Below are 25691 nucleotides of genomic sequence, written 5' to 3' on the forward strand. Positions count from 1 at the left end.
AATGACGGGGCGACAAAGAGAATAGCGATGATTGAAAACTCCGCTGCCGAGGACAAGCTGGCCCGCCGCCACGCACAGGCGCCCGCAGAAGACGAAAAAGTGTCGAAATCGGCGCGCGCCAAGGCCGATAAACTGCGCCGTATCAAAGATGCGGCGCTGGGCATGTTTTTGACCAAGGGCTTTGACAAGGCCACTACCCGCGATATCGCACGCATCGCCGATGTCGCCAATGGCACGATCTTTCTTTATGCGGCCAACAAGCGCGAATTGTTGTTCCTGCTCTACAATGACGAGATCGAGACCGCCGTGAACAATTCGATTGCGCGGATCGACCGGAATGCGGACCTCAAGGCTAATCTCATGGCAGTTTGCCATGCGCATTTGGGCCATTTCGCCACCAAGGTTGACCTGGCTCGGTTCGCTCTCAAGCATCTCGATATGTACACGGCCAACAGCCAGGGCCTGCGGTTTCAGCAGATATACCGCAAGATCATTGCGCGGATCGTGGAGTTGTTTGCCGAGGCTATCGCCGTGCAGGAGTTGCGCAAGGACCGCACCGCAAATCAGATGGCGACCATGTTCTTCTCCTTGCTCAAGGAAGAACTCATAAGGTTCGTGATTTCTGAACCGCCCAATCTGGGAGAATCGCTGGCCACGCTCGAGAGCCAGATCGACGTGCTGATCGCCGGGCTCGGCGCCGCACACGCGATCACCGCCGACACACCTCGCGAAAGGCATTCCTGATGACCGACGCTTCCGCTGTTCGCTGGCACACGCTTGGGACCCTTGGCGGGCCGTTTGTGAAGGCGGGGCAGGCACAAATCTGCAACGCCCTGACTGTTGGCGACAACACATACCTGTTCGATGTCGGACAGGGGGTGCGGGGGCAAATGCACCGCTCGGGTCTCAAGGAATCGAGCATCAAAGCAGTGTTCCTGACCCACCATCACGTCGATCACAATGCCGATCTCGGGGCCGTTTTGATATCGCGATGGCTGGCCGACCACGATACGCCAATCCCCGTTTATGGCCCGCGCGGCACCGAGCATCTGGTCAGGGGCCTGCTGGATGCCAACCGGGCGACCGAATGGGCGTCCTTTCCCGTGTCGGGTCCGGCCAAGACCCCGCTTATCGCATGCGCCTCGGTGAAAGACCTGCCCGACGACCTCAAGATGCCGACTGTTGTTTACGAGGACGGGCTGGTTTCGATCGAAGCTGTTGCCGTCGATCACTATCAAGTGCCTCCCAGCGCGGCGCCGGTCGAAGTGCCCGTCAGCGTGGGCTATCGGATTCGAGCCGGAGGCAGGATCATTGCCTTTACCGGCGACTCCGGAATGACGCCAACGCTCGTGCCGCTGGCCAGCAATGCCGACCTCTTCATCTGCGAAGTGATCGACATAGCCTCGGTCGAGCCCGTTATCCGCGCAATGATGAAGGAGCGCCCCGCCATTCTCGTGGAAAAGCTTCTCGATAACCTCGCGAAAAACCATTTGTCGCCCGATGAGATCGGTCAGGTGGCAGCGCAGGCCGGAGTGGGACAGGTGGTCCTGACGCACTACATCCCGAGTTTCGAAGACCAGACCGATTTGAGCAATTTTACCGCGGGAATTGAACGCCATTTCGATGGCAAGATTTCGTTGGCACGCGATTGCGACGTGTTCGAGGCCTGAAATCGGCCCGCCCGACATTGCGCTGCGGATGCCTGGCGAAGGAGAAATGGCGACCCCGACAGGATTCGAACCTGTGACCAATAGCTTAGAAGGCTACTGCTCTATCCAGCTGAGCTACGGGGCCGGTCCGCGCCGTCTAGCGCAAAATGGCGGGCTTGTCAGCCTGTGACATGGTCGGCGCTTGACTTTGCACGCACAACCCCCGATATGAACGCCATGCTAGGTGCTGCCGCGTGAGCAGCCATCGCGTCCCCCGCTTGGGGTGACCCCTTGAACCGGCATGTTTTCCCAAGTTCCCAGATCACGCGGGGTTCTGACAGGTCCGACGCCCGGTGCGCAATGTGGCGCGTGGGTTTGGGTGGATCTGCAACCGCAACGGCAAACGCGCAACTTTAAAAGTTGGCGCGGCAAAGCCGCATAATGTCCGGCGCGCAAATGGCGCTGCCGGAAAAGGACATAATTTGACTCAGTTTCAGGCCCTCGGCCTCGACGACCATCTTCTTAAAGCCATCGCAGGGCTGGGCTTTTCCGATCCCACGCCCATTCAGGAACGGGCCATTCCGCTCGTTCTGGAAGGCCGCGATATCATGGGCCTCGCCCAGACCGGCACCGGAAAGACGGCCGCATTCGGTCTGCCCATCATCCAGCAGCTTCTGGCCAAAACCGGAAAGCCCGACCCCAAAACCTGTAAGGCCCTGATCCTGGCGCCGACCCGCGAACTGGTGAACCAGATCGCCGTCAATCTGCGCGCCTTCACCAAGGGTTCGCCCATCAAGGTCAATTCCGTCGTCGGCGGCATGTCGATTGGAACGCAGATCAAGGCATTGGCCCATGGCAGCGATATCGTGGTCGCGACGCCCGGCCGGCTGCTCGATCTCGTCAAGCGCCAGGCCATCCGTCTCGATTCGGCAAAGCATCTCGTGCTCGATGAAGCCGACCAGATGCTTGATCTCGGTTTCATCCACGCCCTGCGCGAAATCTCGCGCCTGGTCGGCACGCCGCGCCAGACACTTCTGTTTTCGGCAACCATGCCCAGGCAGATGAACGAGATTGCCGCGACCTATCTCACCGACCCCGTGCGCGTGCAGGTGGCGACGCCGGGCAAGGCGGCCGACAAGATCGCCCAGAGCGCCCATTTCGTCGAGCCGGGTGGAAAGCTTCCATTGCTCAAGCAATTGCTTGCCGCCGACGCCGACGCACTCTCGCTGGTCTTCGCGCGTACCAAGCATGGAGCCGAGAAGCTCTCGAAAACGCTTGCCGCTGCCGGGTTTGCGACCGGCTCGATCCACGGAAATAAAAGCCAGGGCCAGCGCGACCGCACGCTCAAGGCGTTCCGCGAGGGAGAAATCCGCGTTCTGGTGGCCACCGACGTCGCCGCGCGCGGCATCGATATTCCCGGTGTCAGCCACGTTTATAACTATGAGCTGCCCCAGGTTGCCGAAAACTATGTTCACCGCATCGGCCGCACGGCCCGCGCCGGCGCCGATGGCGAAGCCGTGGCGTTGGTCTCAGGCGAAGAATACGGCCTGCTGCTCGATATCGAGCGCCTGACCGGGCTTTCCATCGCTACGGCGGGTGGCGAGCGCCCGCTGCGCAAATCGCCGTCCAGTCCGGCCAAAAAGCGTTCGCAGGGCCGTGGCGGCAAGCCGCAGCCCAAAGGGCAGGGCACCAAAAAGCCTTTCGACCCGTCCAAGGCAGCGCCGCAGCGCAACCGCAACAAGCAGCGCAACAAGCGGGCTCGCCAGGCAGCCTAAGCACGACAAAATACGATCAATGATGAAAAAGGCAGTCATTTCGGTGGCTGCTTTTTTTTGCTGCTGCCAGCTCGGAATCTCATGCGAGACGCCGCCGAACTGGGCGATTTTCCACATATGCGACTTTGGTATTACGCCCCCTTGACATCGATTACATTATGGAATGTGATGTCTGTAATCGATTGCAACCCGCGCAGCCTGTGCATTTGTAATCGATTACATCTCCGTGTCGCGGAGGCCGTGTGTTGAGGAGCCACGGTACGGTTGATGGAGGAGAGGTGGTTGAGAGGCCGCCTTGAGGAAACCCCTGGGAGGACTATTCCGATGAGAAATTTTGCTGTGGCCGCATCCGTTGCGGTCGCCCTTATGTCGACGACCGCGGTGTCCGCGGCGGAGCTTGAAGTCACGCACTGGTGGACGTCTGCCGGCGAAGCGGCCTCGATCGCCGAGTTCGCACGCATTTTTGAAGAAGAGACCGGCCACACCTGGGTCGACAGCGCGCTCGCCGGCTCGGGTACCGGCGCCAACCCCGTCATCATCAGCCGCATCATCGGCGGGGACCCGATGGGCGCCACCCAGATGAATACCGGCCGCGATGCCGAGGAGCTCATCCAGGCCGGCCTGATGCGCGACCTGACCGATATCGCCGAAGAAATGAACATTCGCGATTTCTACGTCGACGAAACCCTGCTCGAGCCCTGCACCTATGAGGGCCGCATCTACTGCTTCCCGATCAATATCCATTCCTGGGACTGGCTGTGGCTCTCGACCGCTGCTTACGAGGAGATCGGACAGCCCGTTCCCACCGACTGGAACGAGTATGTCGAAAGCTGGCCCGCGCTTCAGGAAGCCGGCATCCTGCCTTTCGGCCTGGCGACCGGCTGGCCGATCGACGGTGTTCCGGGCGTGTTGTTGGCTGGTATCGGGGGCACCGATCTTGTCCTCGCCGTCAACCGCGACAAGAGCGGCGAAGCGGTGCGCGGCCCTGAATTCCGCGAAGTGGCCGAGGCGCTCGCGCAACTGCGCACGGTCATCTCCCCAGACATGATGGTTCCGACGTTTGGTGACGTGGGCAACCAGCTCCTCGCCGGCGAGGCGGCGGGTAACATCCATGGCGACTGGCTGCAGGGCGATCTTCAGATTGCTGGAGGTGTGCCGGGCGAGGACTATGAGTGCATTCCGGGGTTGGGTCTCAACGATCAGCTTTCCGGCGGCGGTGACTCGTTCTTCTTCCCGCTTTTGCCCGAAGGAACCGATCCCGAGGTTCTCGAGGCGCAAACGCAGCTTGCACGCATCCTGATTTCGCCGGAAGCCCAGTTGGCCTTCAACCTCAAGAAGGGCTCGATGCCGATCCGGACCGATATCGATCTCGAAGCGGCCAATCCTTGCATGCAGAAGGCCCTTGGCCTGCTCGGCAACGGCCTGCTGCCCGCCGGCGAGTCCACGCTCACCAGCGACACCCAGCAGCAGCTCAATGACCTGACCAAGGAGTTCATCGACAACGACTCGATCACCGTCGATGAATACATTGAGCGCTATGCGACCCTCATCGAGAACGCGGACTAAGCGCCTCGAAGGCATATGATATGGACGCGGTCGGTCCCGGCCGGCCGCGTCCCCCATATCGGAGGGATCGATTTGACTCAGGTTTCGCACGGCGCCGGTTCGCAGCCCGCAAACGCTTTCGCTCGTTTCTTAGGGCAGCTGTTCACGCGCAATCTCTCGGCCAAGTTTGCCGCCACGCCCATGGTCGTTACCGTGCTGGTCGTCTTCGTCGGCTGTACGGGCTGGACAATCTGGTATTCATTCACAGGCTCCCGTCTTCTGCCCAACAACGATTTCGTCGGGCTCGAACAATACCAGCGCCTGTTCGCTTCATCCCGGTGGAACATATCCATCCGGAACCTGTTCATTTTCGGCTGTTTCTCGCTGGTCTTCACCATGGTGATCGGCTTTGTGCTGGCCGTGCTGATGGATCAGAAGATCCGCTTTGAGAGCGCCTTTCGCACCATCATGCTCTATCCCTTTGCCCTCTCGTTCATTGTGACGGGCCTTGTCTGGCAGTGGATCATGAATCCCACGCTCGGCCTGCAGGGAACAATGCGCAATCTGGGCTGGGAGAGCTTCCGCTTCGACTGGATCGCGCAATCGGACATGGTGATCTATGCGCTCCTGATCGCGGGGCTCTGGCAGGGTACAGGCTTTGTCATGGTGCTGATGCTGGCGGGTCTGCGCGGCATCGACGAGGAAATCTGGAAAGCCTCGCGGGTCGATGGCATCCCCACCTGGAGGACCTATCTTTTCATCGTGCTGCCCATGATGCGCGGCGTTCTGGTTACCGCCGTGGTGATCGTGGGCTCGGGCATCGTCCGGCTTTACGATCTGGTGGTCGCGCTCACCAAGGGCGGCCCCGGCATCGCGTCCGAAGTGCCGGCGAAATATGTGTATGACTACATGTTCACCGCCGGCAACATCGGGCAGGGGCTCGCCGCCTCCACAATGATGCTCCTGACCGTCATGATCATCATCATTCCCTGGGCTTATCTCGAATTCGGCGGGGGCAAAAAATCATGAGCAACCCAGCAGCAATTTCCGGCACGGTCGCAACCGACGCTGTCAGGGAAGACCTTGCGCTTTCCGAACCGCACGGCCCGCGCCCCAAGCCGTTCTTCACCCCGCGCCGGATCGTCATGTATTCGATCCTGTTCGTGGCGTGCCTCTACTACTTGTTTCCGCTCTACGTCATGATCATGACTTCGTTCAAGACCATGCCCGAGATCCGGTTTGGCAATATTTTCGCGCCACCGCGTGAATTTAGCGGCGAAGGATGGGTCAAGGCGTGGACAAGCGCCTGCACGGGCCTGACCTGCCAGGGCCTCAGCCCTGGATTCTGGAACTCGGTCAAAATCCTGATCCCGAGCGTCATCGTCTCGACCTCGATTGCCGCGGTCAACGGATATGCCCTTGTGAATTGGAAGTTCAGGGGCTCGGAAGTCTTCTTTGCCATCCTGATCTTCGGATCGTTCATCCCATATCAGGTGATGCTGTATCCCCTGGTGATGATAACCCGTGATCTCGGCATTTTCGGCACGATCCCGGCGGTTATCATGATCCATACCATCTTCGGAATGCCCATACTGACCCTGCTGTTCCGCAACTATTTCGCCTCTCTGCCGGTGGAATTGTTCAAGGCGGCGCGTGTCGATGGGGCGGGGTTCTGGCGCATATTCTTCGAGATCATGCTGCCCATGTCCCTGCCGATCATCGTCGTGGCTCTGATCCTGCAGGTGACCGGTATCTGGAATGACTTCCTGTTCGGCGTCGTCTTTGCGGGAACGCAGAACTATCCGATGACGGTGCAGCTCAACAACATCGTCAATTCGGCCCAGGGCACCCCTGAGTACAATGTCAACATGGCGGCCACGATGCTTACGGGCCTGGTGCCGCTGATCGTCTATTTCGTCTCCGGCCGATTGTTCGTGCGAGGCGTTGCCGCCGGTGCGGTGAAAGGATGAGTGCAATGCAACAAAGCGTATCGATCAGGGACCTTTCCCTCAATTTCGGGGCCGTCAAGGTGCTCGAACGCATGAACCTCGACGTGCAGCAGGGCGAGTTTCTCGTACTGCTCGGGCCGTCGGGCTGCGGGAAATCAACCCTGCTCAACTGCATTGCCGGCCTGCTTGACGTCAGCGGCGGACAGATCTTCATCTCTGGAAAAAACGTCACTTGGGAAGAGCCCAAGGATCGCGGCATCGGCATGGTGTTCCAGTCCTATGCGCTCTACCCGCAGATGAGCGTGAAAAAGAACCTCACCTTCGGCCTTCGGGTCGCGGGTCACAAGAAGGATGATATCGAGCGTCGCGTGGCCCGCGCTGCCGAAATGCTTCAGATCGAGCCATTGCTCGATCGCAAGCCGGCCAACCTCTCGGGCGGCCAGCGCCAGCGCGTTGCCATCGGTCGGGCGCTGGTGCGTGATGTCGATGTGTTCCTCTTCGACGAACCGCTGTCCAACCTCGATGCCAAGCTGCGCTCCGACTTGCGCGTTGAGATCAAGCGTTTGCACCAGCGGCTTGAAAACACAATGATTTACGTCACCCACGACCAGATCGAGGCCATGACGCTGGCTGACCGCATCGCCATCATGCGCGATGGTATCATCCAGCAGCTCGACACACCGCATGCCATCTACAACCACCCGGTCAACCTGTTCGTGGCGGGGTTCATCGGCTCGCCGTCGATGAATTTCATAAAGGGTGATCTGCGCGGCAGGACATTCAATGCCGACGGCGTCCCCCTCAACATGGAAGGTTATAGGTTCGAGCCCGGCAACGATCAGCTCGAAACCAGAGCCGTGCTTGGCGTGCGTCCCGAACATGTGATCGTGGGCCAGGCTGCCGCCACCCAACCCGTCAGCTTCGAATCCGAAATCGAGATTGTCGAGCCCATGGGGTCCGACACCATCGCATGGACCAAGCTCGGAAAGCACGAATTCACCTTCCGGGCCGACAGCGAACTCAATCTCGAAGTCGGACAAAAGGTAAGGCTCGGCTTCGATCCGGCCAGGGCCTCGATCTTCGACGACGAAAGTGGCGACCGGATTTAGGGAGTATCAAGTGACCGATTTTTCGTTTCAGCTCTATAGTGCACGCAATTTCCCGCCCTTCAGCGACGTGTTCGCCCTGCTTTCACGTCTTGGCTATGCAAGTGTCGAAGGTTTCGGGGCGCTCTACACCGACCCGGCAGGCCTGCGCCGCGACCTCGACGCCAGCGGGTTGACCATGCCAACCGGCCACATAGGGCTTGATCAACTGCGCGACAAGCCCAGGGCCACCGAACTCGCCCGCACGCTGGGCCTGGAGACCATCTTCTGCCCGTTCATCGGACAGGAATACTGGAAACAATCCGACGAGAAGTGGACCGAACTGGCCCGCGAACTCGGCGAATTGGCCAAATATTACCGCGACCAGGGTTTTGGTTTCGGCTGGCACAACCACCATTTCGAATTCTGGCCGCTCGATACGGGCCGCACGCCAATGGAAATCCTGCTCACCGAAGCACCTGAGCTCGATTGGGAAATGGATGTTGCCTGGGTGGTGCGCGGCGAGGATGACCCCAAGCGCTGGATCGACAAATTCGGCGACAGGATTGTGGCCGTGCATCTGAAAGACATCGCTCCCGAAGGCCAAGCTGCCGACGAGGACGGATGGGCCGATCTTGGCCATGGCACCGTGCCGTGGAAGGACCTGTTTGCCGATCTCAAAGCCAAATCCAGGGCGAAATATTTCGTCATGGAACACGACAATCCCAACGATCTCGAACGCTTTGCCGCGCGGTCCATTGCGACGGCCAAAGCTCTCTAGGACCAGAAAATGAGCAAGACATACGGCGTCGGCATTCTAGGTGCCGGCAATATATCGGCGGCCTATCTCAAGCTCGCGCCCCTGTTCAAGGGCATCGAAGTGAGGGCCGTCGCGGACATTGTTCCCGAGGCGGCGAGGGTTCGGGCCGATGAGTTCAACGTGGCGGCCCAGACGCCCGACCAGCTCCTTGCCAATTCCGAACTCGACGTCATCGTCAATCTGACGATTCCCGATGTGCATTACCGGATATCGAAAGAGATCGTCTCGGCCGGCAAGCATGCCTATTCCGAAAAACCCCTGGTGCTTTCCCTCGGGGAGGGCGAGGATTTGCGCAAAGCCGCACTCGAGGCTGGAAAACAGATCGGCTGCGCTCCCGATACGTTTCTGGGCGGCGCCCATCAGCAGGCCCGCGCCCTGATCGATGAAGGGGCCATTGGCCGGGTCACCTCGGGGACGTGTCACGTCATGAGTTTCGGCCTCGAACATTGGCACCCCAATCCCGACTTTTTCTTCAAGCCGGGGGCAGGGCCGATCCTCGATATCGGGCCCTATTACGTCGCCAACCTCATCAACCTCATCGGCCCGGTCAGACGGGTGACGGCCTTCTCGTCCACCCCCCGCGAGCGGCGCGAAATCACCAGCGAGCCGCGCAAGGGCCAGTATGTCACCGTTGAAACGCCGACGACCATTCACGCGGTGCTCGAATTTCACAATGGCGCGCTTGTAACGCTTGGTGCGTCATGGGACGTCGAAGCCCATCAGCACTCCAACATGGAGATCTACGGCACCGAAGGTTCGCTCTATGTGCCCGATCCCAATTTCTTCGGCGGCGAGTTGACGCTCGCCCGCCGCGAGGGCGTGCGCGAAGTGGTCGAGCCCTGGAAGCACCCTCTGGGCGTGGCCAATTGGGAACGGCCCAACGGCCCATCCTATGCCAATTACCGCACCGCGGGCCTTGCCGATATGATGCTGGCCATCGATGCCGGGCGCAAACCGCGCTGCTCGCTCGAAACGACGCTGCACGGCGTCGATGTGATGACCTCGATTCTCAAGTCTGGCGAAACCGGACAGGCCATCATCCTGACCACGACCTGCGAGCGCCCCGAGGCACTCGGCCCGGTCGAGGCACAGGCTTTGCTGGTCTGACGGGACGGGCGAAATGCCCGTCTCACGTTGAGACGTCAGCAAATATCGGGCTCCTCCCGGTCGCGGCGCATGGTTGGGGGACCGTGCGCCGCGATTTTTTATTGAGCGCTGTGCCTTGCCTCGCTTGACTGTCCGGGCAGGGCCTCTATCGTGTAAACGTTTTCACCTGACGCACGTACGTCAAAGAGCGAACAACCCGCTGCAATCGAGGAGGACATTTTATGCGCACTTTAAAGGGGCCGGCAATATTTCTCGCCCAGTTTGCCGGAGACACCGCGCCGTTCGATACGCTCGACAACATCTGCAAATGGGCCGCCGGCCTTGGCTACAAGGGCGTGCAGATCCCGACCTGGGTTTCCGGCTTCATCGACCTGCAAAAAGCAGCCGAATCAAAAGATTACTGCGACGAACTCAAGGGCATCGCCGCCAGCCACGGCGTCGAGATCACTGAACTCTCCACCCATCTGCAGGGTCAGCTGGTCGCGGTTCACCCTGCCTACGATACCGCCTTCGACGGTTTTGCCGCCCCCGAGGTCAGGGGCAATCCCAAAGCACGCCAGCAATGGGCGGTCCAGCAATTGCTCTGGGCGGCCAAGGCGTCACAGAATATGGGGCTGACCGAGCACGGCACCTTCTCGGGCGCTCTGGCCTGGCCCTATATCTACCCCTGGCCCCAGCGCCCCGCCGGGCTCGTCGAAGAAGCCTTTGACGAATTGGCCCGCCGCTGGACGCCGATCCTCGACAAGTTCGACGAGGCCGGGGTCGATCTTTGCTATGAAATCCATCCGGGTGAGGATCTGCACGATGGCATTTCTTACGAAATGTTCCTCGAGCGCGTGAACAATCACCCCCGCGCCAACCTGCTCTACGATCCGAGCCACTTCGTGCTCCAGCAGCTCGATTATCTCGACTACATCGACATCTACCACGAGCGGATCAGGATGTTTCACGTCAAGGACGCCGAGTTCAATCCGACGGGCCGTCAGGGCGTTTACGGCGGTTTCCAATCCTGGGTCGAGCGGGCAGGGCGCTTCCGTTCGCTGGGCGACGGGCAGGTCGATTTCGCCGCCATCTTCTCCAAGCTCGCCGCCTATGATTTTGCCGGCTGGGCCGTGCTCGAATGGGAATGCGCCCTCAAGCATCCAGAGGATGGTGCCCGCGAAGGCGCCGAATTCATCGCCAGCCACATCATCCGCGTCACCGAAAAAGCCTTCGATGATTTCGCCGGTGCTGGTACGGATCGTGCAGCCAACCGCAAGATGCTTGGTTTGGACTGACAGGCGAATTAAGGGAGAATCGCAATGGCAGAAAACGGAAAACGCCCCATCCGCCTCGGCATGGTCGGCGGCGGCACCGGGGCCTTCATCGGTTATGTGCACCGCATCGCCTCGCGGCTTGATGGGGATTATCAACTGGTCGCCGGCGCACTGTCCTCGCGCGCTGAAATCGCCAGGGAAAGCGGCAAGAACCTCGGGCTGGCCGAGGATCGAATATATACCGATTTCGCCGAGATGGCGCGCGCCGAAGCAGCGCGCGAGGACGGCATCGAGGCGGTCGCCATCGTCACGCCCAATCACATGCACTTCGCCCCGGCCAAGGCGTTTCTCGAAGCCGGCATCCACGTCATCTGCGACAAGCCGCTGACTTCATCCATCGAAGACGCCCGTGCCCTGCAGAAGGTCCAGCCGAAAAACGGTGCCAAATTCCTTCTGACCCACAACTATACCGGCTATCCGCTGATCCGGCAGGCCCGTGCCCTCGTCGAATCCGGCGCCTTGGGAAAACTCCGCGTCGTCCAGGTCGAGTACCCCCAGGACTGGCTGGCTGTAGCTCCCGAAGAGGACAACAAGCAGGCCGCCTGGCGCACCGATCCCTCCAAATCCGGCGCCGGAGGCGCCATCGGCGATATCGGCACCCACGCCTATAATCTCGCCCGCTACGTCACCGGCTTGAAAACCTCTGCCGTCTCGGCCGATCTCGATGCCTTCGTTCCCGGCCGCCAGCTCGATGACAACGTCCACATCATGCTGCGCTTCGAAGGGGGCGCCAAGGGCATGCTGTGGGCCTCCCAGGTGGCTGTCGGCTGCGAAAACGGCCTCCAGCTTCGCGTCTATGGCGAAAAGGCCGGCATCGAATGGCGGCAGGACAATCCCAATTCCATGTGGTTCACCGAGTTCGGAAAACCCAAACAGCTCCTCACCCGCGGCGGCGCCATCGACGGGTCTGCCGCCGGCGCCATGGGCGTCCGCATTCCCGCCGGCCACCCCGAAGGCTATCTCGAAGCCTTCGCCACGCTCTACAGCCAATTCGCCGCCATCATCCGTGGCGAGGGGGCGGAGTTCGAAGGCCTGCTCCCCACCCTCGACGACGGTGTGGAGGGCATGGAATTCATCATGGCCGCGGTCAAATCCTCAAAGGACGACAGCCGCTGGACACCGCTGGGCTGATCCAACAAAAAAGGGCGGCGCACCGCGCCGCCCCAAATCATCGAGCGCTGCCGCTCGATTACATGCCTTCGTGCCATACGGCCACGTCGCGCAGGCTCACATCGAGCCCGTCGATCATGCCCACTTCCGTTGCGGCACCCGATTCCAGGTCGACCGTATAAAGCGTCATGTTGGCCACCAGATAGGCCGTGTTCATGTCGATCTCTTCGGCAAAGATATCGAACGCGATGGCATCGGCATCATCGATCCCCAGCATGCCGCGCGTTTCCAGCGTACCGTCATTGGGCGCCGTCTGCTGCAGCAGCGCCAGCATCGACCATTCGATGTCATACATCGCCGTCGCTTCGGGCGAGCCGATCGAGTTGATGTAAGCGGTCGCGACCACAGTGAAATCGGCATCGGCGTTTGCGTCGCCCTCGGCAAAATGCAGGCTGCCATCGACAATGGTTTCACCCGTATCGACGTTGATGCGCAGATTGGTCCCGTCCGAACCCATGAAACGCAGGCGGTCGGCCATCGGGTTGAAATCGACCATGGCGTAGTCGCCGCCGATGGTTTCGGTGATGGTCGACACCACACTGGCTTCGCCGGTCGCGGGATCGATCGTCACGATGTTATACTCGGAATCAACGCCATAGAGCATGTTGTCGGCTGGGCGCTGGTCGATGCCGAACAGGCTGTCGACGCCCGAAACGTCCATCATGCCTTCGACCATGAGCGTTTCGGTATCGAACATGACGAGCGTCTTGTCGCCGGCAAGGCCGACGGCCGGTTGGGCCAGCGCGGCGCCGGTCAGCGCGAAAAAGCTGGTGCCGATAAGAGCGGCGCGGGTAAGAGTGCGATGGGACATTGCGTTTCTCCTGATTTTTCAATCTGTTTGCTCCCCGAGATCCGCGGAGCGCGTGATGGTCACACTGGCTCTACCCGCCAGTCGCCAATCCGGATGCACCGGCGCGATGACTTTTTTGTTTTTTTGCATCTGAAGCGGTTTGTCGTGTGTAGAGTGTCCAGAAAGGTGATGCCGAGGTGTGGGGAGCGATGAACGAGCAGGGCGCGGCGGCACAGGTGAATTCATTGGTTATCGAGATTGCCAAAGGCGACAGATCCGCCCTTGAAGCCCTGTTTCGTATGGAAGCCGGGCGGCTGCTTGCCGTGGCCCGCCGCATCGTGCGCCGCTCCGATCTCGCCGAGGAAGTCGTGCAGGATGCGTTCGTGGCCATCTGGCAGCGCTCGGGCCAGTACGATCCCGAATATGGCGAGGCGCGCGGCTGGATCACCCGCATTGTGCGAAACCGGGCCCTCAACCTTTTGCGCGATGCCGGGCGCGTCGATCACGTCGATAGCCAGACCCTCCAGGCCATGGGCGACAGAACTGCCGATGCCAGCAACGCCTACGAGTTGCTGCCCGAGCGGCAAGCGCTCAAAGGGTGCCTGAAACAGCTCGACGCAAAAAAGCGCACGGCAATTCTCCTGTGTTACGTCACCGGCCTCACCCACGGTGAAGTCGCAGCCAAGCTCGATGCGCCACTGGGCACGGTCAAGGCCTGGATCAGGCGCGGCATGAGCGCCTTGCAGGAGTGTCTGGGATGACGGCACCATCTGAAACCAACGACATGATCGCCCAATATGTGCTGGGCCTGCTCGAAGGCGACGAGCAGGCGCGGTTTGAAGCACGCCTCGCCAGCGAACCTGAACTGGCGCGTCAGGTCGCCGCGCTGCAGAATAATTTTGACGCCCTCGACTCAACGGCAACGCCCGAGACCGTGTCGGCCGATCTCTGGTCAAGAATCGAATCCGCGATCGACACAGCGCCCAAGGCGGCGCCTGCAGCCAACACCAATCGCCCTTCGAGGGCCTTTAGCCTTCCGCGCTGGGCCGGTATGGCCGCCGCCATCGTTCTGTCGCTGGGGGTAGGGTATTTCGGTGGCCAGTCCCTCGGCCCGACACCGCAGGCCCCCCTTGTCGTGGCCGTTCTTGTCGGAGACGACATGGAGCCCGGCGCCATCATCGAGGCTTTCGCAGACGACAGTGTCCGGATCGTGCCGCTTGAAGCTCTCGTCGCGCCCGCCGGTTCTGTCCTTGAAGTCTGGACCTTGCCTGACGCGGAGACCGGCCCGGTCTCGCTCGGCACCTTCCGCGAGGCGAGTGATCTGGTTCTGGGAGGCCCCAATCTGCCCGCGCCCCAGCCCGATCAACTCTATGAAATCACGCTCGAGCCGGCAGGCGGTTCGCCCACCGGCCGCCCGACGGGACCGATTCTGCTCAAGGGTTTTGCCCGCGCACCGGTGATTTAGAGCGTGTCCAGCAAGAGTGGAAACGGTTTTGCGGTTCGGACACGCGATAAAACAAAGGCTTAGAGCCAAGGATTTGATTCAATCAAATCCTGAACGGCTCTAGAAAGGTTCAGATCGGGTGGATACCACCAAGCCGCCTCAATGCGTCCAGGGCGCCTTGCGGTCGAACCGGAAATTATCGGGATAGCTGACCTTCTTGATGGTCGGCTCCTGCGCCGGCTGCACCACATAGGCGATGCCCTCGCGGCGGGCGTAGGATTCGGCCTCTTCGAGCGTATCGAAGCGCAATTTGATCTGCTGCTTCATGTCGCCCGACGATGTGTAGCCCATCAGCGGCTCGATCGAACGGGCCATCTCGGGCTCGAACACCAACACCCAGTCCTGGCTCTTGCCCTTGCCAGACTGCATCGCGTTGCGGGCGGGGCGATAGATGCGTGCGACCATATTCGTCAAATCCCATGGCTGGCCAATGGTCGGGGCAGCAAGATTCGAACTTGCGACCCCCGGTTCCCAAAACCGGTGCTCTACCAGGCTGAGCTATACCCCGACATGGCCATCGGTGTTGCGATACACATTCTTTTCTCACAGGGCAAGGCATGTTACCGGGTCTCGACCAAAACTGGGGTCAGGACCCTGAAGTCTTTGGCGACCCGCGAATGCCCATGATTATGGAGATTGGGGGAAAAGTGCTGGCTCCTGAAACCTTTACCGCCCGGTGGTTCAAGGCCGTTATGGAACGCCACAGGCAGGCCAGGGTGCTTTTCTGGTGGCCGTTCTGGACCATCCTTGGCCTGCTCGCCCTCGCGGTCATGCTCGACGGTCCCGTCACCGAGGCATTGCGAGACTGGCCATCGGGCGAGCGGGCGTTTTTTCGCGTCATAACCGATCTGGGCAAATCGGACTGGCTGCTCATCCCGACTCTGATCGCGGGGCTCGTGTGTGCCGGGGCCTTGCAACTCCGGCTCTCCTATAGCTGGGCCTGGGCCGCGCGCGGCGTCGTTGCCATCTCTGCCTATATATTTGCCACCATTGCCATTTCGGGACTGGTGACGGTTTTTCTCAAGCGCATCGTCGGGCGCGCGCGGCCCATGTATCTCGAAGACCTTGGCGTGCTCCATTTTCAGCCGTTCGAATTGCTCGACTGGAGTTTCCACAGCTTTCCGTCCGGACACGCCACCACGGCCGTCGCCTTTGCGCTCGTGCTGCGCACGCTGACCAACCGGCGATTCCACGGCTGGCTGATCGCATTCGGCTTTGCCATCGGTCTCAGCCGTATCGTTGTCGGCGATCACTATCTTTCCGATGTCATCGCCGGATCGTTTGTCGGCTTGGCGTCGGCGATTGTCGTCCGCGATTATTTCGTCACCCGACGCTGGGGCATGCGCATGCAAAACGGGCAGGTCGATTATCGCATGTTCGCGGCGTTCCGGCCGCTTATCCGTTGGCTGCGCCGCCGTCACATCCCGGCAGTCTTCAAATAGCGCGCAATCCCTTCGCCAAGGTCGGCCTTGAGGTCGTCGAGGCCCTCAAATCCCACATGGATGCGCATCAGATTGCCCGGCTTGTCCCAGGGCACGGCGGTGCGGATGCGCCTTGGGTCCGCGGGCAGGATAAGGCTCTCAAAGCCGCCCCATGAATAGCCCATGCCAAAGACGCGCATGGAATCGACCATGGCGGCAATCGCCGCGCGGGGTGCCGGGGGCAGGATGATCGAGAACAGGCATCCGGCCCCCGAAAAATCGCGCAAAAAGACGCCGTTGTCCGGGTGCGAGGGCAGGGCGGGATGGAGCACTTCGACGCCGTCCAAATCCTCCAGCCAATGGGCCAGCTCGAGCGCGCGGGATTGATGCTCTTTCATGCGCACCGCGAGGGTCCGCATGCCTCTTGTGGCCAGATACGTGTCGTCGGGCGAGGCGATAAGGCCGAACGTCCTGTGTGTCTGGACCAACCGGTCCAGATAGGTGTCATTGGCCGAAACCGTGCCCATCATGGCGTCCGAGTGCCCGACGAACATTTTCGTGGCCGAATGAATCACCATGTCCGCGCCGAGTGACAGCGGCTTGTAAAACAGAGGCGTGGCCCAGGAATTGTCGACGAGCACGGCAATGTCGCGCCCTGAAAGCGCTTCTGTGATGGCCGGCAGATCCTGAATTTCAAAGGTCAGCGAACCGGGACTTTCGATAAACACCGCCCGGGTGCGCTCGCTTGTCATCTCGGCGATCGCACTGCCGATTCTCGGATCGAAATAGCGGGTCGTGATTCCCATGCGCCTGAGCACGCTGTCGGCAAATCTCCGGGTCGGCTCGTAAACGGAATCGGTGATGAGAACTTCATCGCCTACCGACAAACACGTAAGAAATGCCAAGGAAATTGCCGAAACGCCCGAGGGCGTGAGCACTGTACCCGCGGCCCCTTCCAGCTCGGTTATCATCGCCTGCAGCCCGTCGGTGAGTGGCGTCCCCTGGCGACCGTACCGGTATCTGATCGTCGCGTCGTCCAGTTCGGCCAACGTATCGAAAATGACCGTGCTCCCCCGGTAAGCGGGGGTGTTGACGAAACCGTGCTGCGCGCTCGGATCGCGGCCGCCATGGGTAAGAAATGTCTCGGTACCCGATTGAAATACTGCGGTTTTTTCTGACTCTGACATGTTACTCCGGCCGATCTGACTTGCAAAAGGTCAGTAATATTGCTGCTAATTTAGGCGTGCACTCACAAGTGACTATTTTCGTATCGCTTTTGCCCTTGACGCAAACAGTAAAACTGCGCTTCGATGCTGACCAGCAATGCGCTCGATGGCAATAGGGCGCTGCTTCCCGCCCACAGGTGGGAGAAAAGGAGCGGACGAATTCGTACCAGCTCTGCAAAAAGGGTTAGGAAACAAAGGCAAAACCATGAAAAAACAATTTTTTAGTGTCGCTGTTGCAACGTCCGTGCTGATGGCCGGAACGTCTGTGGCACAGGCCGATCTGCTCGATGATGTCATGGAGCGTGGCTACGTGCAGTGCGGCGTCACCGAAGGACTTCCCGGTTTCTCGAGCCCGGACGACAACAACAACTGGACCGGTCTGGAAGTCGATTACTGCCGCGCAATGGCCGCGGCGATCTTTGATGATCCCGAAGCTGTCCGCTACACGCCGCTGACCACCGCCGTGCGCTTTGAAAGCCTTTCGAGCGGCAACATCGACGTGCTTTCGCGCACCACGACCTGGACCATGAGCCGTGACACCGACCTGGGCATCTCCTTTGTCGGCGTGACCTTCTATGACGGCCAGGGCTTCATCGTGCGCGAGGATCTCGGGGTCAGTTCCGTGCTCGATCTCGATGGCGCCGCCGTCTGCATTCAGTCCGGCACCACCACCGAACTCAACGCCACCGACTTTTTCGCCTCCAACGGCATGGATGCGTCGAACTTCCTGACATTCGCCTCGCGTCCGGAAACCGTTCAGGCCTATACCGAGGGCCGGTGCGATACCTACACCACCGACGCTTCGGGCATTGCCGGTGACCGCACCCGTTTCGACGTGCCGTCCGACCACGTGATCCTGCCCGAAATCATTTCGAAAGAGCCGCTTGGCCCGTCGGTGCGCGCCGGTGACACCCGTTGGTTCAACGTTGCCCGCTGGGTTCTCAATGCCTGGATCGGCGCCGAGGAACTGGGCGTGACCTCCGAGAACGTCGACGACATGCTCGGTTCGGAAAACCCCGAAATCCGCCGCCTGCTGGGCGTTGAAGGTGACTTCGGTACCCCCATCGGCCTGTCGCCGGATTGGGCCTACCGCATCGTCAGCCACGTGGGCAATTACGGCGAATCGTTTGAAGCCAATGTCGGCCCCGACACTCCGCTTGGCCTCGAACGCGGGCTGAATGCCCTGTGGACCGATGGTGGCATCCACTACCCGATGCCGATCCGCTAATCGGTCGCGGATTTGATAGGCGACCTGACGCGGCGTGATCCGCGCCAGGTCGTACCCATACTCACCGGAGCTCTCGGGCCGCCGGCGGGTTCACTCAGGCAAACAGATCTGAGGTTCATATGGCTGTCGGGGTTTCAGGGCGACGCGAGCCATCGTCGTCGATATTCAACGATCCAAAATTTCGCGGGCTCGCCTATCAGGTGCTGTTGCTCATCGGGGTGCTTGGCATCTTCTGGTGGCTGGCCAACAACGCTGCCACCAACCTGGCCCGCCAGAACAAGGCGACGGGCTTTGGGTTTCTCAACGAGGCGGCCGGATTTGAAATCGCCTTCACCCTTCTGCCTTTTTCGCGGGCATCGAGTTATTTCGATGTCTTCCTGATCGGCATCACCAACACCTTGCTGGTGGCCGTTGTCGGTATCGTTCTTGCGACCGTTTTGGGCTTTGCCATGGGCATAGCGCGGCTTTCGGGCAATTTCCTCATCCGGACCGGCGCTGCGATCTATGTCGAGATCGTGCGCAACACGCCGCTCCTGCTGCAATTGTTCTTCTGGTATTTTCTCAGCCTCAACGCGCTCCCCGCCGTCAGGCAGAGCTATGCGCTCGGCGGCTTCGTGCTCAACCAGCGTGGGTTCTCGTTTCCCGTGGCAGTCGTCGATGACCGCTTCTTCTGGGTGGCCGCTGTCGGGATCCTCGCCATAATCGCCTCCTTCGTATGGCGCCGCCGCGCCCTGGCCCTGACCGAAAAGACCGGCAAGCGCCATCCCATATGGCTGCCGATTCTGGGGATTGTCTTCATTCCCACAATCGTCGCCTTTTTTGTCAGCGGCACGCAGGTGAGTTTCGATTCCCCGGAACTCCAGGGCTTCAACTATCGCGGCGGCTTCACCGCGCCGCCCGAGCTGACCGCGCTGGTCGTCGGGCTGGTGATCTACACCGCCGCATTCATCGCCGAAATCGTTCGGGCCGGCATCCAGTCGGTGAACTACGGCCAGACCGAAGCTGCCGAAGCGTTGGGGCTCAGGGAATCCGACAGGCTGCGGCTGGTCATCGTCCCCCAGGCCATGCGGGTCATTGTTCCGCCGCTGACCAGTCAATATCTGAACCTGACCAAGAACTCGTCGCTGGGGGCCGCTATCGGCTTTCCCGAACTGGTTGCGGTCTTTGCCGGCACCTCGCTCAACCAGAGCGGCCGCGCAATCGAGATCATCGGTTTGACCATGCTGGTCTATCTGACCATCTCGCTGCTCACCTCGATCTTCATGAACTGGTACAATGCGCGTGTCGCGCTTGTGCAGCGATAGGGGATGCGGACCATGAGTGACGCTCTTTTCGTTCGCGACCACATACAGGATGCGCTTCCGCCTCCGAACCGGACAAGCGGCGTGGTGCTGTGGGCGAGGACCAATCTGTTCTCGTCGCTGCCCAACACGCTCGTCACGGTGCTGGCCGTCCTGTTTCTCGCGTGGATCATTCCACCGCTCTACAATTTCTTCATCGGCAATGCCGTGTTCAGCGATCCCGAAGGCATCCGGGGCGAAGCCTGCCGGTTTGAAGGGGTGGGCGCGTGCTGGATCATGATCCAGGGCCGTATCCGGACCATCATCTACGGCTTTTATCCAAGCTCTGAAATCTGGCGCATCAACCTCATGTTCGCGATCGCGATCGTGCTGCTGATCCCGCTCCTGGTCCCAAGGGCGCCCTTCACGCGCACGGCCGCGGTCCTCTTTTTCCTTGTGTTCCCCGTGGTTGCCTTCATCCTGATGGCCGGCGGCATCTTCGGGCTCCGGCCGGTGCCGACAGGTCAGTGGGGCGGGCTGACCCTCACCCTGATCATCTCGGTGATCGGCATCACCGTTTCCATGCCGCTCGGCATCCTTTTGGCGCTGGGCCGGCAGTCGAACCTGCCGATCATCAAATGGGTTTGCGTCGGCTTTATCGAGCTCTGGCGCGCCGTGCCTCTCATCACGGTGCTGTTCATGGCGGCGGTGATGTTCCCGCTGTTCATGCCCCAGGGGGTGACACCCGACACGCTGCTGCGCGCCATCATCGGCATCTGCCTGTTCGAATCCGCCTACATGGCCGAGGTCGTGCGTGGCGGCCTGCAGGCCATGCCACGGGGCCAGTACGAGGCGTCTTCCGCATTGGGCCTGAACAAGCCCAAGACGCTGGGTCTGATTATTCTCCCCCAGGCGCTCAAGCACGTGATCCCGGGGATCGTCAACACCTTCATCGCGCTGTTCAAGGACACGTCTCTGGTGACCATCATCGGGTTGTTCGAACTGCTCAATACCGTTCGCAGCGCGGCCCGCGATGTGAACTGGTCGTCTCCGACCAGCGACATCACCGGCTATATCTTTGCCGGTTTCGTATTCTGGATTTTCTGCTTCGGCATGTCCCGATACTCCATCTACATGGAAAATCGGCTGCACACCGGGCACAAGAGGTAACCCGACATGACTCTTGATATGGACATCGCACCGCAGGCCGACCGTTCGAAAATGACGGTCTCGGAGACCGAAATCGCCATCGATATCCGCAAGATGAACAAGTGGTATGGCGATTTCCACGTTCTTCGCGACATCGATCTCAAGGTCATGCAGGGCGAAAGGATCGTGATCGCCGGCCCCTCCGGGTCGGGCAAATCCACCCTCATCCGCTGCATCAATCGGCTTGAGGAGCACCAGCAGGGCGATATCATCGTCGATGGCATTGAACTCACCAATGACCTCAAGCGCATCGACGAGGTGCGGCGCGAGGTCGGGATGGTCTTCCAGCATTTCAACCTCTTCCCGCACCTCACGGTGCTTCAGAACCTCACGCTCGCCCCGATCTGGGTCCGCGGAACGCCCAAGGCCGAGGCCGAGGAAACGGCCATGAAATACCTCGAGCGCGTCAAGATTCCCGAGCAGGCCAACAAGTTCCCCGGGCAGCTTTCGGGCGGCCAGCAGCAGCGCGTCGCCATTGCCCGCTCGCTGTGCATGAACCCCAAGATCATGCTGTTCGACGAGCCGACCTCGGCGCTCGATCCGGAAATGATCAAGGAAGTGCTCGACGTCATGGTCCAGCTCGCCCAGGACGGCATGACCATGATCTGCGTTACCCACGAAATGGGTTTCGCGCGCCAGGTCGCCAACCGCGTGATCTTCATGGACCAGGGCCAGATCATCGAGCAGAACGAGCCCGAAGCGTTCTTCTCGAACCCGCAACATGAACGCACCCAGCTCTTCCTGAGCCAGATATTGCATTGATATCGGTCCTCTTCGGAGGCTGGGCGGCCAGGGGGGCACCCTTGGCCGTGGAAATTGAAACGTGCGGAGCAATCGAATTGTCGGGGGAAACGCCGCGCGCGCCTTGACCCGCCATGGCCCCATGCCAATATTGCCCACCAATTCCACAGGAGCGGGTCCGCCTGCATCGAACTTGCATAGTTTTTCGCGGCTTTTGCGGATTTCCGCCAGCGCGGCCCTGGTGGGGGCGCTGTTGTTGAGCGCTCCGGGCGCCACTTCCGCGCAGGAGTCCGAGCTGGTAGCCAGCGAGCCATTCACCATATCGATGCTCGAAACGGTTCGCGCGCGCGGCTATGTCATCTGCGCCGCAACCAATCCGTTGCCGGGCTTTGCGCAAGTCAGCCCCGAAGGGCTGTGGTCGGGCTTTGATATCGACATGTGCCGCGCCGTGGCGGCTGCTGTTTTCGGCGACCCCTCGCGTGTTGAATTTCGCCCGCTCTCCGGGCAGAGCCGCTTTGCTCATCTGGCGATGGGCGAAGTGGACCTCGTCGTCAGGAACGCGCCCTGGACGATGTCGCGCGATACGCTCTATGGCGCCACCTATGTCGCGACCTCGTTTTACGATGGCCAGGCCTTCATGGTTCCCGATCGCCTTGGCGTGGTTTCGGCCTACGAGCTCGAAGATGTGACCATCTGCGTGGCCGCCAATTCAGAGGCCGCCCAGCGGCTTGATGAATTTTTCTTTTCCAACCAGCTCACCTATGACGAGCTGTTCTATGAAGATCGCGACGACCTCGCGGTCGCCTACAGGGCAGGCGAATGCGATGCGATAACCGGTTCGGCCAGTTGGCTGCAGGCCATCCGCCGCACAATGCCCGAACCCGGCGCCAATGCCATCCTGCCCGAGCGCTTGAGCAAGGAAGCGTACGGACCGGTGGTGCGCAGCGATGACGCCCAGTGGGCGGCAATTGTCCGCCGCACCCTCCATGCGCTGGTCAACGCCGAAGAATACGGGGTCACGTCAGTCAATATCGAATCCATGATGGCGGCGCGCACGCCCGCCATCAGGCGCCTGCTCGGAATCGAAGAGGACGTCGGCGAGGATATCGGCTTGCGGGCCACCTGGATGCGCGACGTGATCGCCAGCGTCGGCAATTACGGCGAGATCTATGCCCGGCATTTCGGAGCCGCAGATGGCGAGCAACTGCTGCGGGGACAGAACGCATTGTGGCTCAATGGCGGGCTCATGTACGCGCCGCCGGTTTACTGATCGGGTTGCCGCCTACCCGCGATTCCACGTCAAAGGATCGGAGAAAACAGTCTCGCCCCCTGGCAGAGCAGGCGGAACGGATAGCTGCGCCGTTTCAGATTGTGCTCTGTGGTGAGGTAGGAGGCTTGGAAATCGGTGTCGAGCATGGCCGCGACATTGGCGATCATGTCACTGTTTGTGAACCACAGCGTCGCCTCGAAATTGATGTTGAACGAGCGATAGTCGAAATTGACAGTCCCGACCCCTGCAATCTGGTCGTCGCACAGGATGACCTTCTGGTGCAGAAACCCCTGTTCGTAGCGATGCACCTTGATCCCGTGCGCCACCATCTGGTCGGCATGGGCATAGCTGGCCAGCCAGACGATCAGGTGGTCGGGCTTGCGTGGCAGCAGGATGCGAACATCCACGCCGCGCAGCGATGCGGCATAGAGTGCCGTCTGGATTTCGATTCCGGGCACGAAATAGGGGCTGACGATCCACAGCCGCTCCCGCGCTCGTGAGATCACCTCGGTAAAGGCAATAGCACAATCCTCGAGCTTGTCCGCCGGACCCGTTGGCATGACGAGGATCGGCTGGTTGCCTGGCGTGGGAATGGTGTCGGGATAGCGCGCCGGCAACTCCTCGCCGGTTGCCCAGTGCCAGTCCTCGCGAAACATCAGCGCGCAGGCAAGCGCCGCGGGACCCGCAACATGCACATGCGTATCGCGCCACCGTCCGAGCTTGGGGTCCTTGCCCAGATATTCGTCGCCCACATTGTGGCCGCCGACCCAGGATTCCACCCCATCGACCACCACGTTCTTGCGGTGATTGCGGTAGTTGATGCGCGTGAGCCCATAGAGCCGCAGAAATGGATGGCGGTGATTGAACCCCACGATTTTGACGCCGTGATCGGTGAGCCGCTTCTTGTAGCTGCGGGGCAGGGCATGGCTGCCCGCATCGTCGTAGAGCACATAGACCTGGACCCCCGCATCGGCCCGCTCGATCAGGGCATCGGCAAAGCGGCGGCCCAGCCCGTCATCGCGAATGATGTAGAATTGGACGAGCACATAGTCCTTCGCCCGCGAAATGCCGTCGATGATCGAGGCAAACGTGTCCTCGCCATCGATCAGCAGAGAGGCGGAATTGCCATAGAGGAACGGAAGCTCCGCCACCCGGCGCAGCACCGGCCAGCCGTCGCTGGTTTCCTTGTCGACGATCCGCAGGTCTTCCGAGCGGGCAAGGCGCCAGCTCCGTCCGGAATGAATCTGGGATTCCGCATAGTCGTCGAACAGTTTCCAGCCGAACAGCAGATAGATGATCGTTGTCGGAAAGGGGAGGATCAGCAGGGACAACAGCCACGCGATGGTGCCCTGCGAGGTGCGCGAATTCATGATCTCGCGCACCGCACAGACGATCGCCAGCACATAATTGGCCAGATAGATCGTGGCCAGAAAGCTGAAATTGTCCGCTATTGCCCTGACCAGATCCACGGTGCCGACTTTGCTTAGCTATCGGCCTCCAGCACCGAATTGACCTCGACCGTGGGCCCGGCTTCCAGCCATTCCGGCACCGGCAGATCCTTGGAGCGCAGGAAGGCCGGATTGAACAGTTTCGACTGATAGCGGTTGCCATAGTCGCACAGCACCGTGACAATGGTTTTGCCCGGCCCAAGTTCCCGGGCGAGCCGCACCGCGCCTGCGATATTGATCGCAGACGAACCGCCAAGGCACAATCCCTCCTGCGCGATCAGGTCGAAGATATAGGGCAGCGCTTCGCGGTCGGGGATCTGATAGGCGTGATCGACGCTGAGGTCGGCAAGATTGGCTGTGATCCGCCCCTGTCCGATGCCCTCGGTGATCGACCCGCCCGACGATTTCAGCTCCCCTTGCGTGTAATAGTTGTAAAGCGCCGCGCCTTCGGGGTCGGCAAGCCCGATCTGGATGTCCTTGTTGCGCTCCTTAAGCGCCATGGCCACCCCGCCAAGCGTGCCGCCCGAACCAACCGCGCAGATGAACCCGTCAACCTTGCCGTCGGTCTGCTCGAAAATTTCCGGACCCGTGGTTTCGATGTGGGCCTGCCGGTTGGCAACATTGTCGAACTGGTTGGCCCAGATCGCGCCATTGGGCAACTCGGACGCCAGCTTTTCGGCCAGTCGCCCGGACACCTTCACATAGTTGTTGGGGTTCTTGTAAGGTTTTGCCGGAACTTCGATCAATTCGGCCCCGGCCAGCCGGATGGCGTCCTTTTTTTCCTGGCTCTGGGTTTCGGGAATGACGATGACCGTCTTGAACCCCATGGCATTGCCCACCAGCGCCAGCCCGATCCCGGTATTGCCGGCGGTGCCCTCCACGATGGTGCCGCCTGGCCCCAGCGCTCCGCGCGCAATGGCATCCCTGATGATATAGAGCGCGGCCCTGTCCTTGACCGACTGCCCGGGATTTAGAAATTCGGCCTTGCCCCAGATCTCGCAGCCCGTCGCCTCCGAAACGGCGTTGAGGCGGAACAGCGGCGTGTGCCCGATGGCGGAGGGCAGGTCTGGATATGTGTTCATGATGTGCGGCAACAGCTTTTTGGAATGTGAAAACTGATGGTAGTGACGTCCTTGGCGGGGAACAAGGCCGCACGGC

The 25691-nt window shown here is 60.6% G+C and carries 24 protein-coding genes and 2 tRNA genes; 19 read left to right on the top strand and 7 right to left on the bottom strand.

Annotated elements, in window-relative coordinates; genetic code table 11:
* Positions 1–27 precede the first annotated feature (27 nt).
* Together KKY_RS19490 and KKY_RS06090 are read left to right on the top strand one after the other, a co-directional pair.
* The gene (locus tag KKY_RS19490) at positions 28–744 is read left to right on the top strand and encodes a TetR/AcrR family transcriptional regulator (RefSeq protein WP_014130440.1); all 717 of its coding nucleotides are present in this window, start codon (positions 28–30) and stop codon (positions 742–744) included.
* On the top strand, positions 744–1670 hold the full coding sequence (locus tag KKY_RS06090; RefSeq protein ID WP_014130441.1) for an MBL fold metallo-hydrolase: 927 nt from the start codon (positions 744–746) through the stop codon (positions 1668–1670). The genes KKY_RS19490 and KKY_RS06090 overlap by 1 nt, the downstream gene beginning before the upstream one ends.
* A gap of 47 nt (positions 1671–1717) precedes the next feature.
* Here KKY_RS06090 and KKY_RS06095 read toward each other — a convergent pair.
* A tRNA-Arg gene (locus KKY_RS06095) sits at positions 1718–1794 on the bottom strand.
* A 337-nt stretch (positions 1795–2131) separates the two neighbouring features.
* On the opposite strand from KKY_RS06095, the gene KKY_RS06100 reads away from it, so the two are divergent.
* The 9 genes from KKY_RS06100 to KKY_RS06140 all read left to right on the top strand — a co-directional run bounded on the left by KKY_RS06100 (position 2132) and on the right by KKY_RS06140 (position 12377).
* A complete protein-coding gene (locus tag KKY_RS06100) occupies positions 2132–3424 on the top strand; it encodes a DEAD/DEAH box helicase (RefSeq protein WP_041528614.1) in 1293 nt (430 codons plus the stop codon).
* A 324-nt stretch (positions 3425–3748) separates the two neighbouring features.
* On the top strand, positions 3749–4990 hold the full coding sequence (locus tag KKY_RS06105) for an ABC transporter substrate-binding protein (RefSeq protein ID WP_041528615.1): 1242 nt from the start codon (positions 3749–3751) through the stop codon (positions 4988–4990).
* 180 nt (positions 4991–5170) lie between these two features.
* Positions 5171–5998, top strand: coding sequence for a carbohydrate ABC transporter permease (locus KKY_RS06110; protein WP_244404067.1), 828 nt, complete (start codon positions 5171–5173; stop codon positions 5996–5998).
* Positions 5995–6939: a carbohydrate ABC transporter permease gene (locus KKY_RS06115; protein ID WP_014130446.1), complete on the top strand. Its 945-nt coding sequence runs from the start codon at positions 5995–5997 to the stop codon at positions 6937–6939. The genes KKY_RS06110 and KKY_RS06115 overlap by 4 nt, the downstream gene beginning before the upstream one ends.
* 5 nt (positions 6940–6944) lie before the next feature.
* A complete protein-coding gene (locus tag KKY_RS06120; protein WP_014130447.1) occupies positions 6945–8027 on the top strand; it encodes an ABC transporter ATP-binding protein in 1083 nt (360 codons plus the stop codon).
* Positions 8028–8037: 10 nt separating this feature from the next.
* Positions 8038–8784 carry a sugar phosphate isomerase/epimerase family protein gene (locus KKY_RS06125; protein ID WP_014130448.1) on the top strand — a complete coding sequence of 249 codons (747 nt, stop codon included), beginning with the start codon at positions 8038–8040 and terminating at the stop codon, positions 8782–8784.
* A 9-nt stretch (positions 8785–8793) separates the two neighbouring features.
* Positions 8794–9930, top strand: a complete 1137-nt coding sequence (locus tag KKY_RS06130; RefSeq protein ID WP_014130449.1) for a Gfo/Idh/MocA family protein — start codon at positions 8794–8796, stop codon at positions 9928–9930.
* A gap of 221 nt (positions 9931–10151) precedes the next feature.
* Entirely contained in the window at positions 10152–11207 is a 1056-nt protein-coding gene (locus KKY_RS06135) for a sugar phosphate isomerase/epimerase family protein (protein WP_014130450.1), read from the top strand.
* A 24-nt stretch (positions 11208–11231) separates the two neighbouring features.
* Entirely contained in the window at positions 11232–12377 is a 1146-nt protein-coding gene (locus tag KKY_RS06140) for a Gfo/Idh/MocA family protein (protein WP_014130451.1), read from the top strand.
* A 58-nt stretch (positions 12378–12435) separates the two neighbouring features.
* Here the strand turns inward: KKY_RS06140 and KKY_RS06145 are convergent, their stop codons facing one another.
* Complete coding sequence (locus KKY_RS06145) at positions 12436–13227, bottom strand: DUF4394 domain-containing protein (RefSeq protein ID WP_014130452.1); 792 nt, start codon at positions 13225–13227, stop codon at positions 12436–12438.
* 188 nt (positions 13228–13415) lie between these two features.
* Here KKY_RS06145 and KKY_RS06150 point away from each other — a divergent pair, with 188 nt between their 5' ends.
* Complete coding sequence (locus tag KKY_RS06150; RefSeq protein WP_050811668.1) at positions 13416–13967, top strand: sigma-70 family RNA polymerase sigma factor; 552 nt, start codon at positions 13416–13418, stop codon at positions 13965–13967.
* Complete coding sequence (locus KKY_RS06155; protein WP_014130455.1) at positions 13964–14671, top strand: anti-sigma factor; 708 nt, start codon at positions 13964–13966, stop codon at positions 14669–14671. The genes KKY_RS06150 and KKY_RS06155 overlap by 4 nt, the downstream gene beginning before the upstream one ends.
* 138 nt (positions 14672–14809) lie before the next feature.
* Here KKY_RS06155 and KKY_RS06160 read toward each other — a convergent pair whose 3' ends face one another.
* On the bottom strand, positions 14810–15115 hold the full coding sequence (locus tag KKY_RS06160) for an ETC complex I subunit (RefSeq protein ID WP_014130456.1): 306 nt from the start codon (positions 15113–15115) through the stop codon (positions 14810–14812).
* A gap of 26 nt (positions 15116–15141) precedes the next feature.
* A tRNA-Pro gene (locus KKY_RS06165) sits at positions 15142–15218 on the bottom strand.
* A 109-nt stretch (positions 15219–15327) separates the two neighbouring features.
* On the opposite strand from KKY_RS06165, the gene KKY_RS19495 reads away from it, so the two are divergent.
* Positions 15328–16152, top strand: coding sequence for a phosphatase PAP2 family protein (locus KKY_RS19495; RefSeq protein WP_014130457.1), 825 nt, complete (start codon positions 15328–15330; stop codon positions 16150–16152).
* Here the strand turns inward: KKY_RS19495 and metC are convergent.
* Positions 16128–17318, bottom strand: a complete 1191-nt coding sequence (metC, locus tag KKY_RS06175) for a cystathionine beta-lyase (RefSeq protein WP_014130458.1) — start codon at positions 17316–17318, stop codon at positions 16128–16130. The genes KKY_RS19495 and metC overlap by 25 nt on opposite strands.
* A gap of 244 nt (positions 17319–17562) precedes the next feature.
* Here metC and KKY_RS06180 point away from each other — a divergent pair, with 244 nt between their 5' ends.
* From KKY_RS06180 to KKY_RS06200, 5 genes are all read left to right on the top strand, one after another.
* Complete coding sequence (locus KKY_RS06180; protein ID WP_014130459.1) at positions 17563–18585, top strand: amino acid ABC transporter substrate-binding protein; 1023 nt, start codon at positions 17563–17565, stop codon at positions 18583–18585.
* A 119-nt stretch (positions 18586–18704) separates the two neighbouring features.
* Positions 18705–19889, top strand: coding sequence for an amino acid ABC transporter permease (locus KKY_RS06185; RefSeq protein WP_014130460.1), 1185 nt, complete (start codon positions 18705–18707; stop codon positions 19887–19889).
* Between the two features lie 12 nt (positions 19890–19901).
* Positions 19902–21035 carry an amino acid ABC transporter permease gene (locus tag KKY_RS06190; protein ID WP_014130461.1) on the top strand — a complete coding sequence of 378 codons (1134 nt, stop codon included), beginning with the start codon at positions 19902–19904 and terminating at the stop codon, positions 21033–21035.
* A gap of 6 nt (positions 21036–21041) precedes the next feature.
* Positions 21042–21836: an amino acid ABC transporter ATP-binding protein gene (locus KKY_RS06195; RefSeq protein WP_041528617.1), complete on the top strand. Its 795-nt coding sequence runs from the start codon at positions 21042–21044 to the stop codon at positions 21834–21836.
* 172 nt (positions 21837–22008) lie between these two features.
* The gene (locus tag KKY_RS06200) at positions 22009–23085 is read left to right on the top strand and encodes an amino acid ABC transporter substrate-binding protein (protein WP_050811669.1); all 1077 of its coding nucleotides are present in this window, start codon (positions 22009–22011) and stop codon (positions 23083–23085) included.
* A 29-nt stretch (positions 23086–23114) separates the two neighbouring features.
* Here KKY_RS06200 and cls read toward each other — a convergent pair whose 3' ends face one another.
* Complete coding sequence (cls, locus tag KKY_RS06205) at positions 23115–24554, bottom strand: cardiolipin synthase (protein WP_014130464.1); 1440 nt, start codon at positions 24552–24554, stop codon at positions 23115–23117.
* A 14-nt stretch (positions 24555–24568) separates the two neighbouring features.
* Positions 24569–25615 carry a cysteine synthase A gene (locus KKY_RS06210; RefSeq protein WP_014130465.1) on the bottom strand — a complete coding sequence of 349 codons (1047 nt, stop codon included), beginning with the start codon at positions 25613–25615 and terminating at the stop codon, positions 24569–24571.
* Positions 25616–25691: the final 76 nt, after the last annotated feature.

It is taken from the genome of Pelagibacterium halotolerans B2 (assembly GCF_000230555.1).
GTDB classification, from domain to species: Bacteria; Pseudomonadota; Alphaproteobacteria; order Rhizobiales; family Devosiaceae; genus Pelagibacterium; species Pelagibacterium halotolerans.

Excerpts from the sequence above, each read along its gene's own strand:
- KKY_RS19490 (WP_014130440.1), top strand. The coding sequence starts at position 28 with ATGATTGAAAACTCCGCTGCCGAGGACAAGCTGGCCCGCCGCCACGCA.
- KKY_RS06090 (WP_014130441.1), top strand. The coding sequence starts at position 744 with ATGACCGACGCTTCCGCTGTTCGCTGGCACACGCTTGGGACCCTTGGC.
- KKY_RS06105 (WP_041528615.1), top strand. The coding sequence starts at position 3,749 with ATGAGAAATTTTGCTGTGGCCGCATCCGTTGCGGTCGCCCTTATGTCG.
- KKY_RS06110 (WP_244404067.1), top strand. The coding sequence starts at position 5,171 with ATGGTCGTTACCGTGCTGGTCGTCTTCGTCGGCTGTACGGGCTGGACA.
- KKY_RS06115 (WP_014130446.1), top strand. The coding sequence starts at position 5,995 with ATGAGCAACCCAGCAGCAATTTCCGGCACGGTCGCAACCGACGCTGTC.
- KKY_RS06120 (WP_014130447.1), top strand. The coding sequence starts at position 6,945 with ATGCAACAAAGCGTATCGATCAGGGACCTTTCCCTCAATTTCGGGGCC.
- KKY_RS06130 (WP_014130449.1), top strand. The coding sequence starts at position 8,794 with ATGAGCAAGACATACGGCGTCGGCATTCTAGGTGCCGGCAATATATCG.
- KKY_RS06135 (WP_014130450.1), top strand. The coding sequence starts at position 10,152 with ATGCGCACTTTAAAGGGGCCGGCAATATTTCTCGCCCAGTTTGCCGGA.
- KKY_RS06140 (WP_014130451.1), top strand. The coding sequence starts at position 11,232 with ATGGCAGAAAACGGAAAACGCCCCATCCGCCTCGGCATGGTCGGCGGC.
- KKY_RS06145 (WP_014130452.1), bottom strand. The coding sequence starts at position 13,227 with ATGTCCCATCGCACTCTTACCCGCGCCGCTCTTATCGGCACCAGCTTT.
- KKY_RS06150 (WP_050811668.1), top strand. The coding sequence starts at position 13,416 with ATGAACGAGCAGGGCGCGGCGGCACAGGTGAATTCATTGGTTATCGAG.
- KKY_RS06155 (WP_014130455.1), top strand. The coding sequence starts at position 13,964 with ATGACGGCACCATCTGAAACCAACGACATGATCGCCCAATATGTGCTG.
- KKY_RS06160 (WP_014130456.1), bottom strand. The coding sequence starts at position 15,115 with ATGGTCGCACGCATCTATCGCCCCGCCCGCAACGCGATGCAGTCTGGC.
- KKY_RS19495 (WP_014130457.1), top strand. The coding sequence starts at position 15,328 with ATGCCCATGATTATGGAGATTGGGGGAAAAGTGCTGGCTCCTGAAACC.
- metC (WP_014130458.1), bottom strand. The coding sequence starts at position 17,318 with ATGTCAGAGTCAGAAAAAACCGCAGTATTTCAATCGGGTACCGAGACA.
- KKY_RS06180 (WP_014130459.1), top strand. The coding sequence starts at position 17,563 with ATGAAAAAACAATTTTTTAGTGTCGCTGTTGCAACGTCCGTGCTGATG.
- KKY_RS06185 (WP_014130460.1), top strand. The coding sequence starts at position 18,705 with ATGGCTGTCGGGGTTTCAGGGCGACGCGAGCCATCGTCGTCGATATTC.
- KKY_RS06190 (WP_014130461.1), top strand. The coding sequence starts at position 19,902 with ATGAGTGACGCTCTTTTCGTTCGCGACCACATACAGGATGCGCTTCCG.
- KKY_RS06195 (WP_041528617.1), top strand. The coding sequence starts at position 21,042 with ATGACTCTTGATATGGACATCGCACCGCAGGCCGACCGTTCGAAAATG.
- KKY_RS06210 (WP_014130465.1), bottom strand. The coding sequence starts at position 25,615 with ATGAACACATATCCAGACCTGCCCTCCGCCATCGGGCACACGCCGCTG.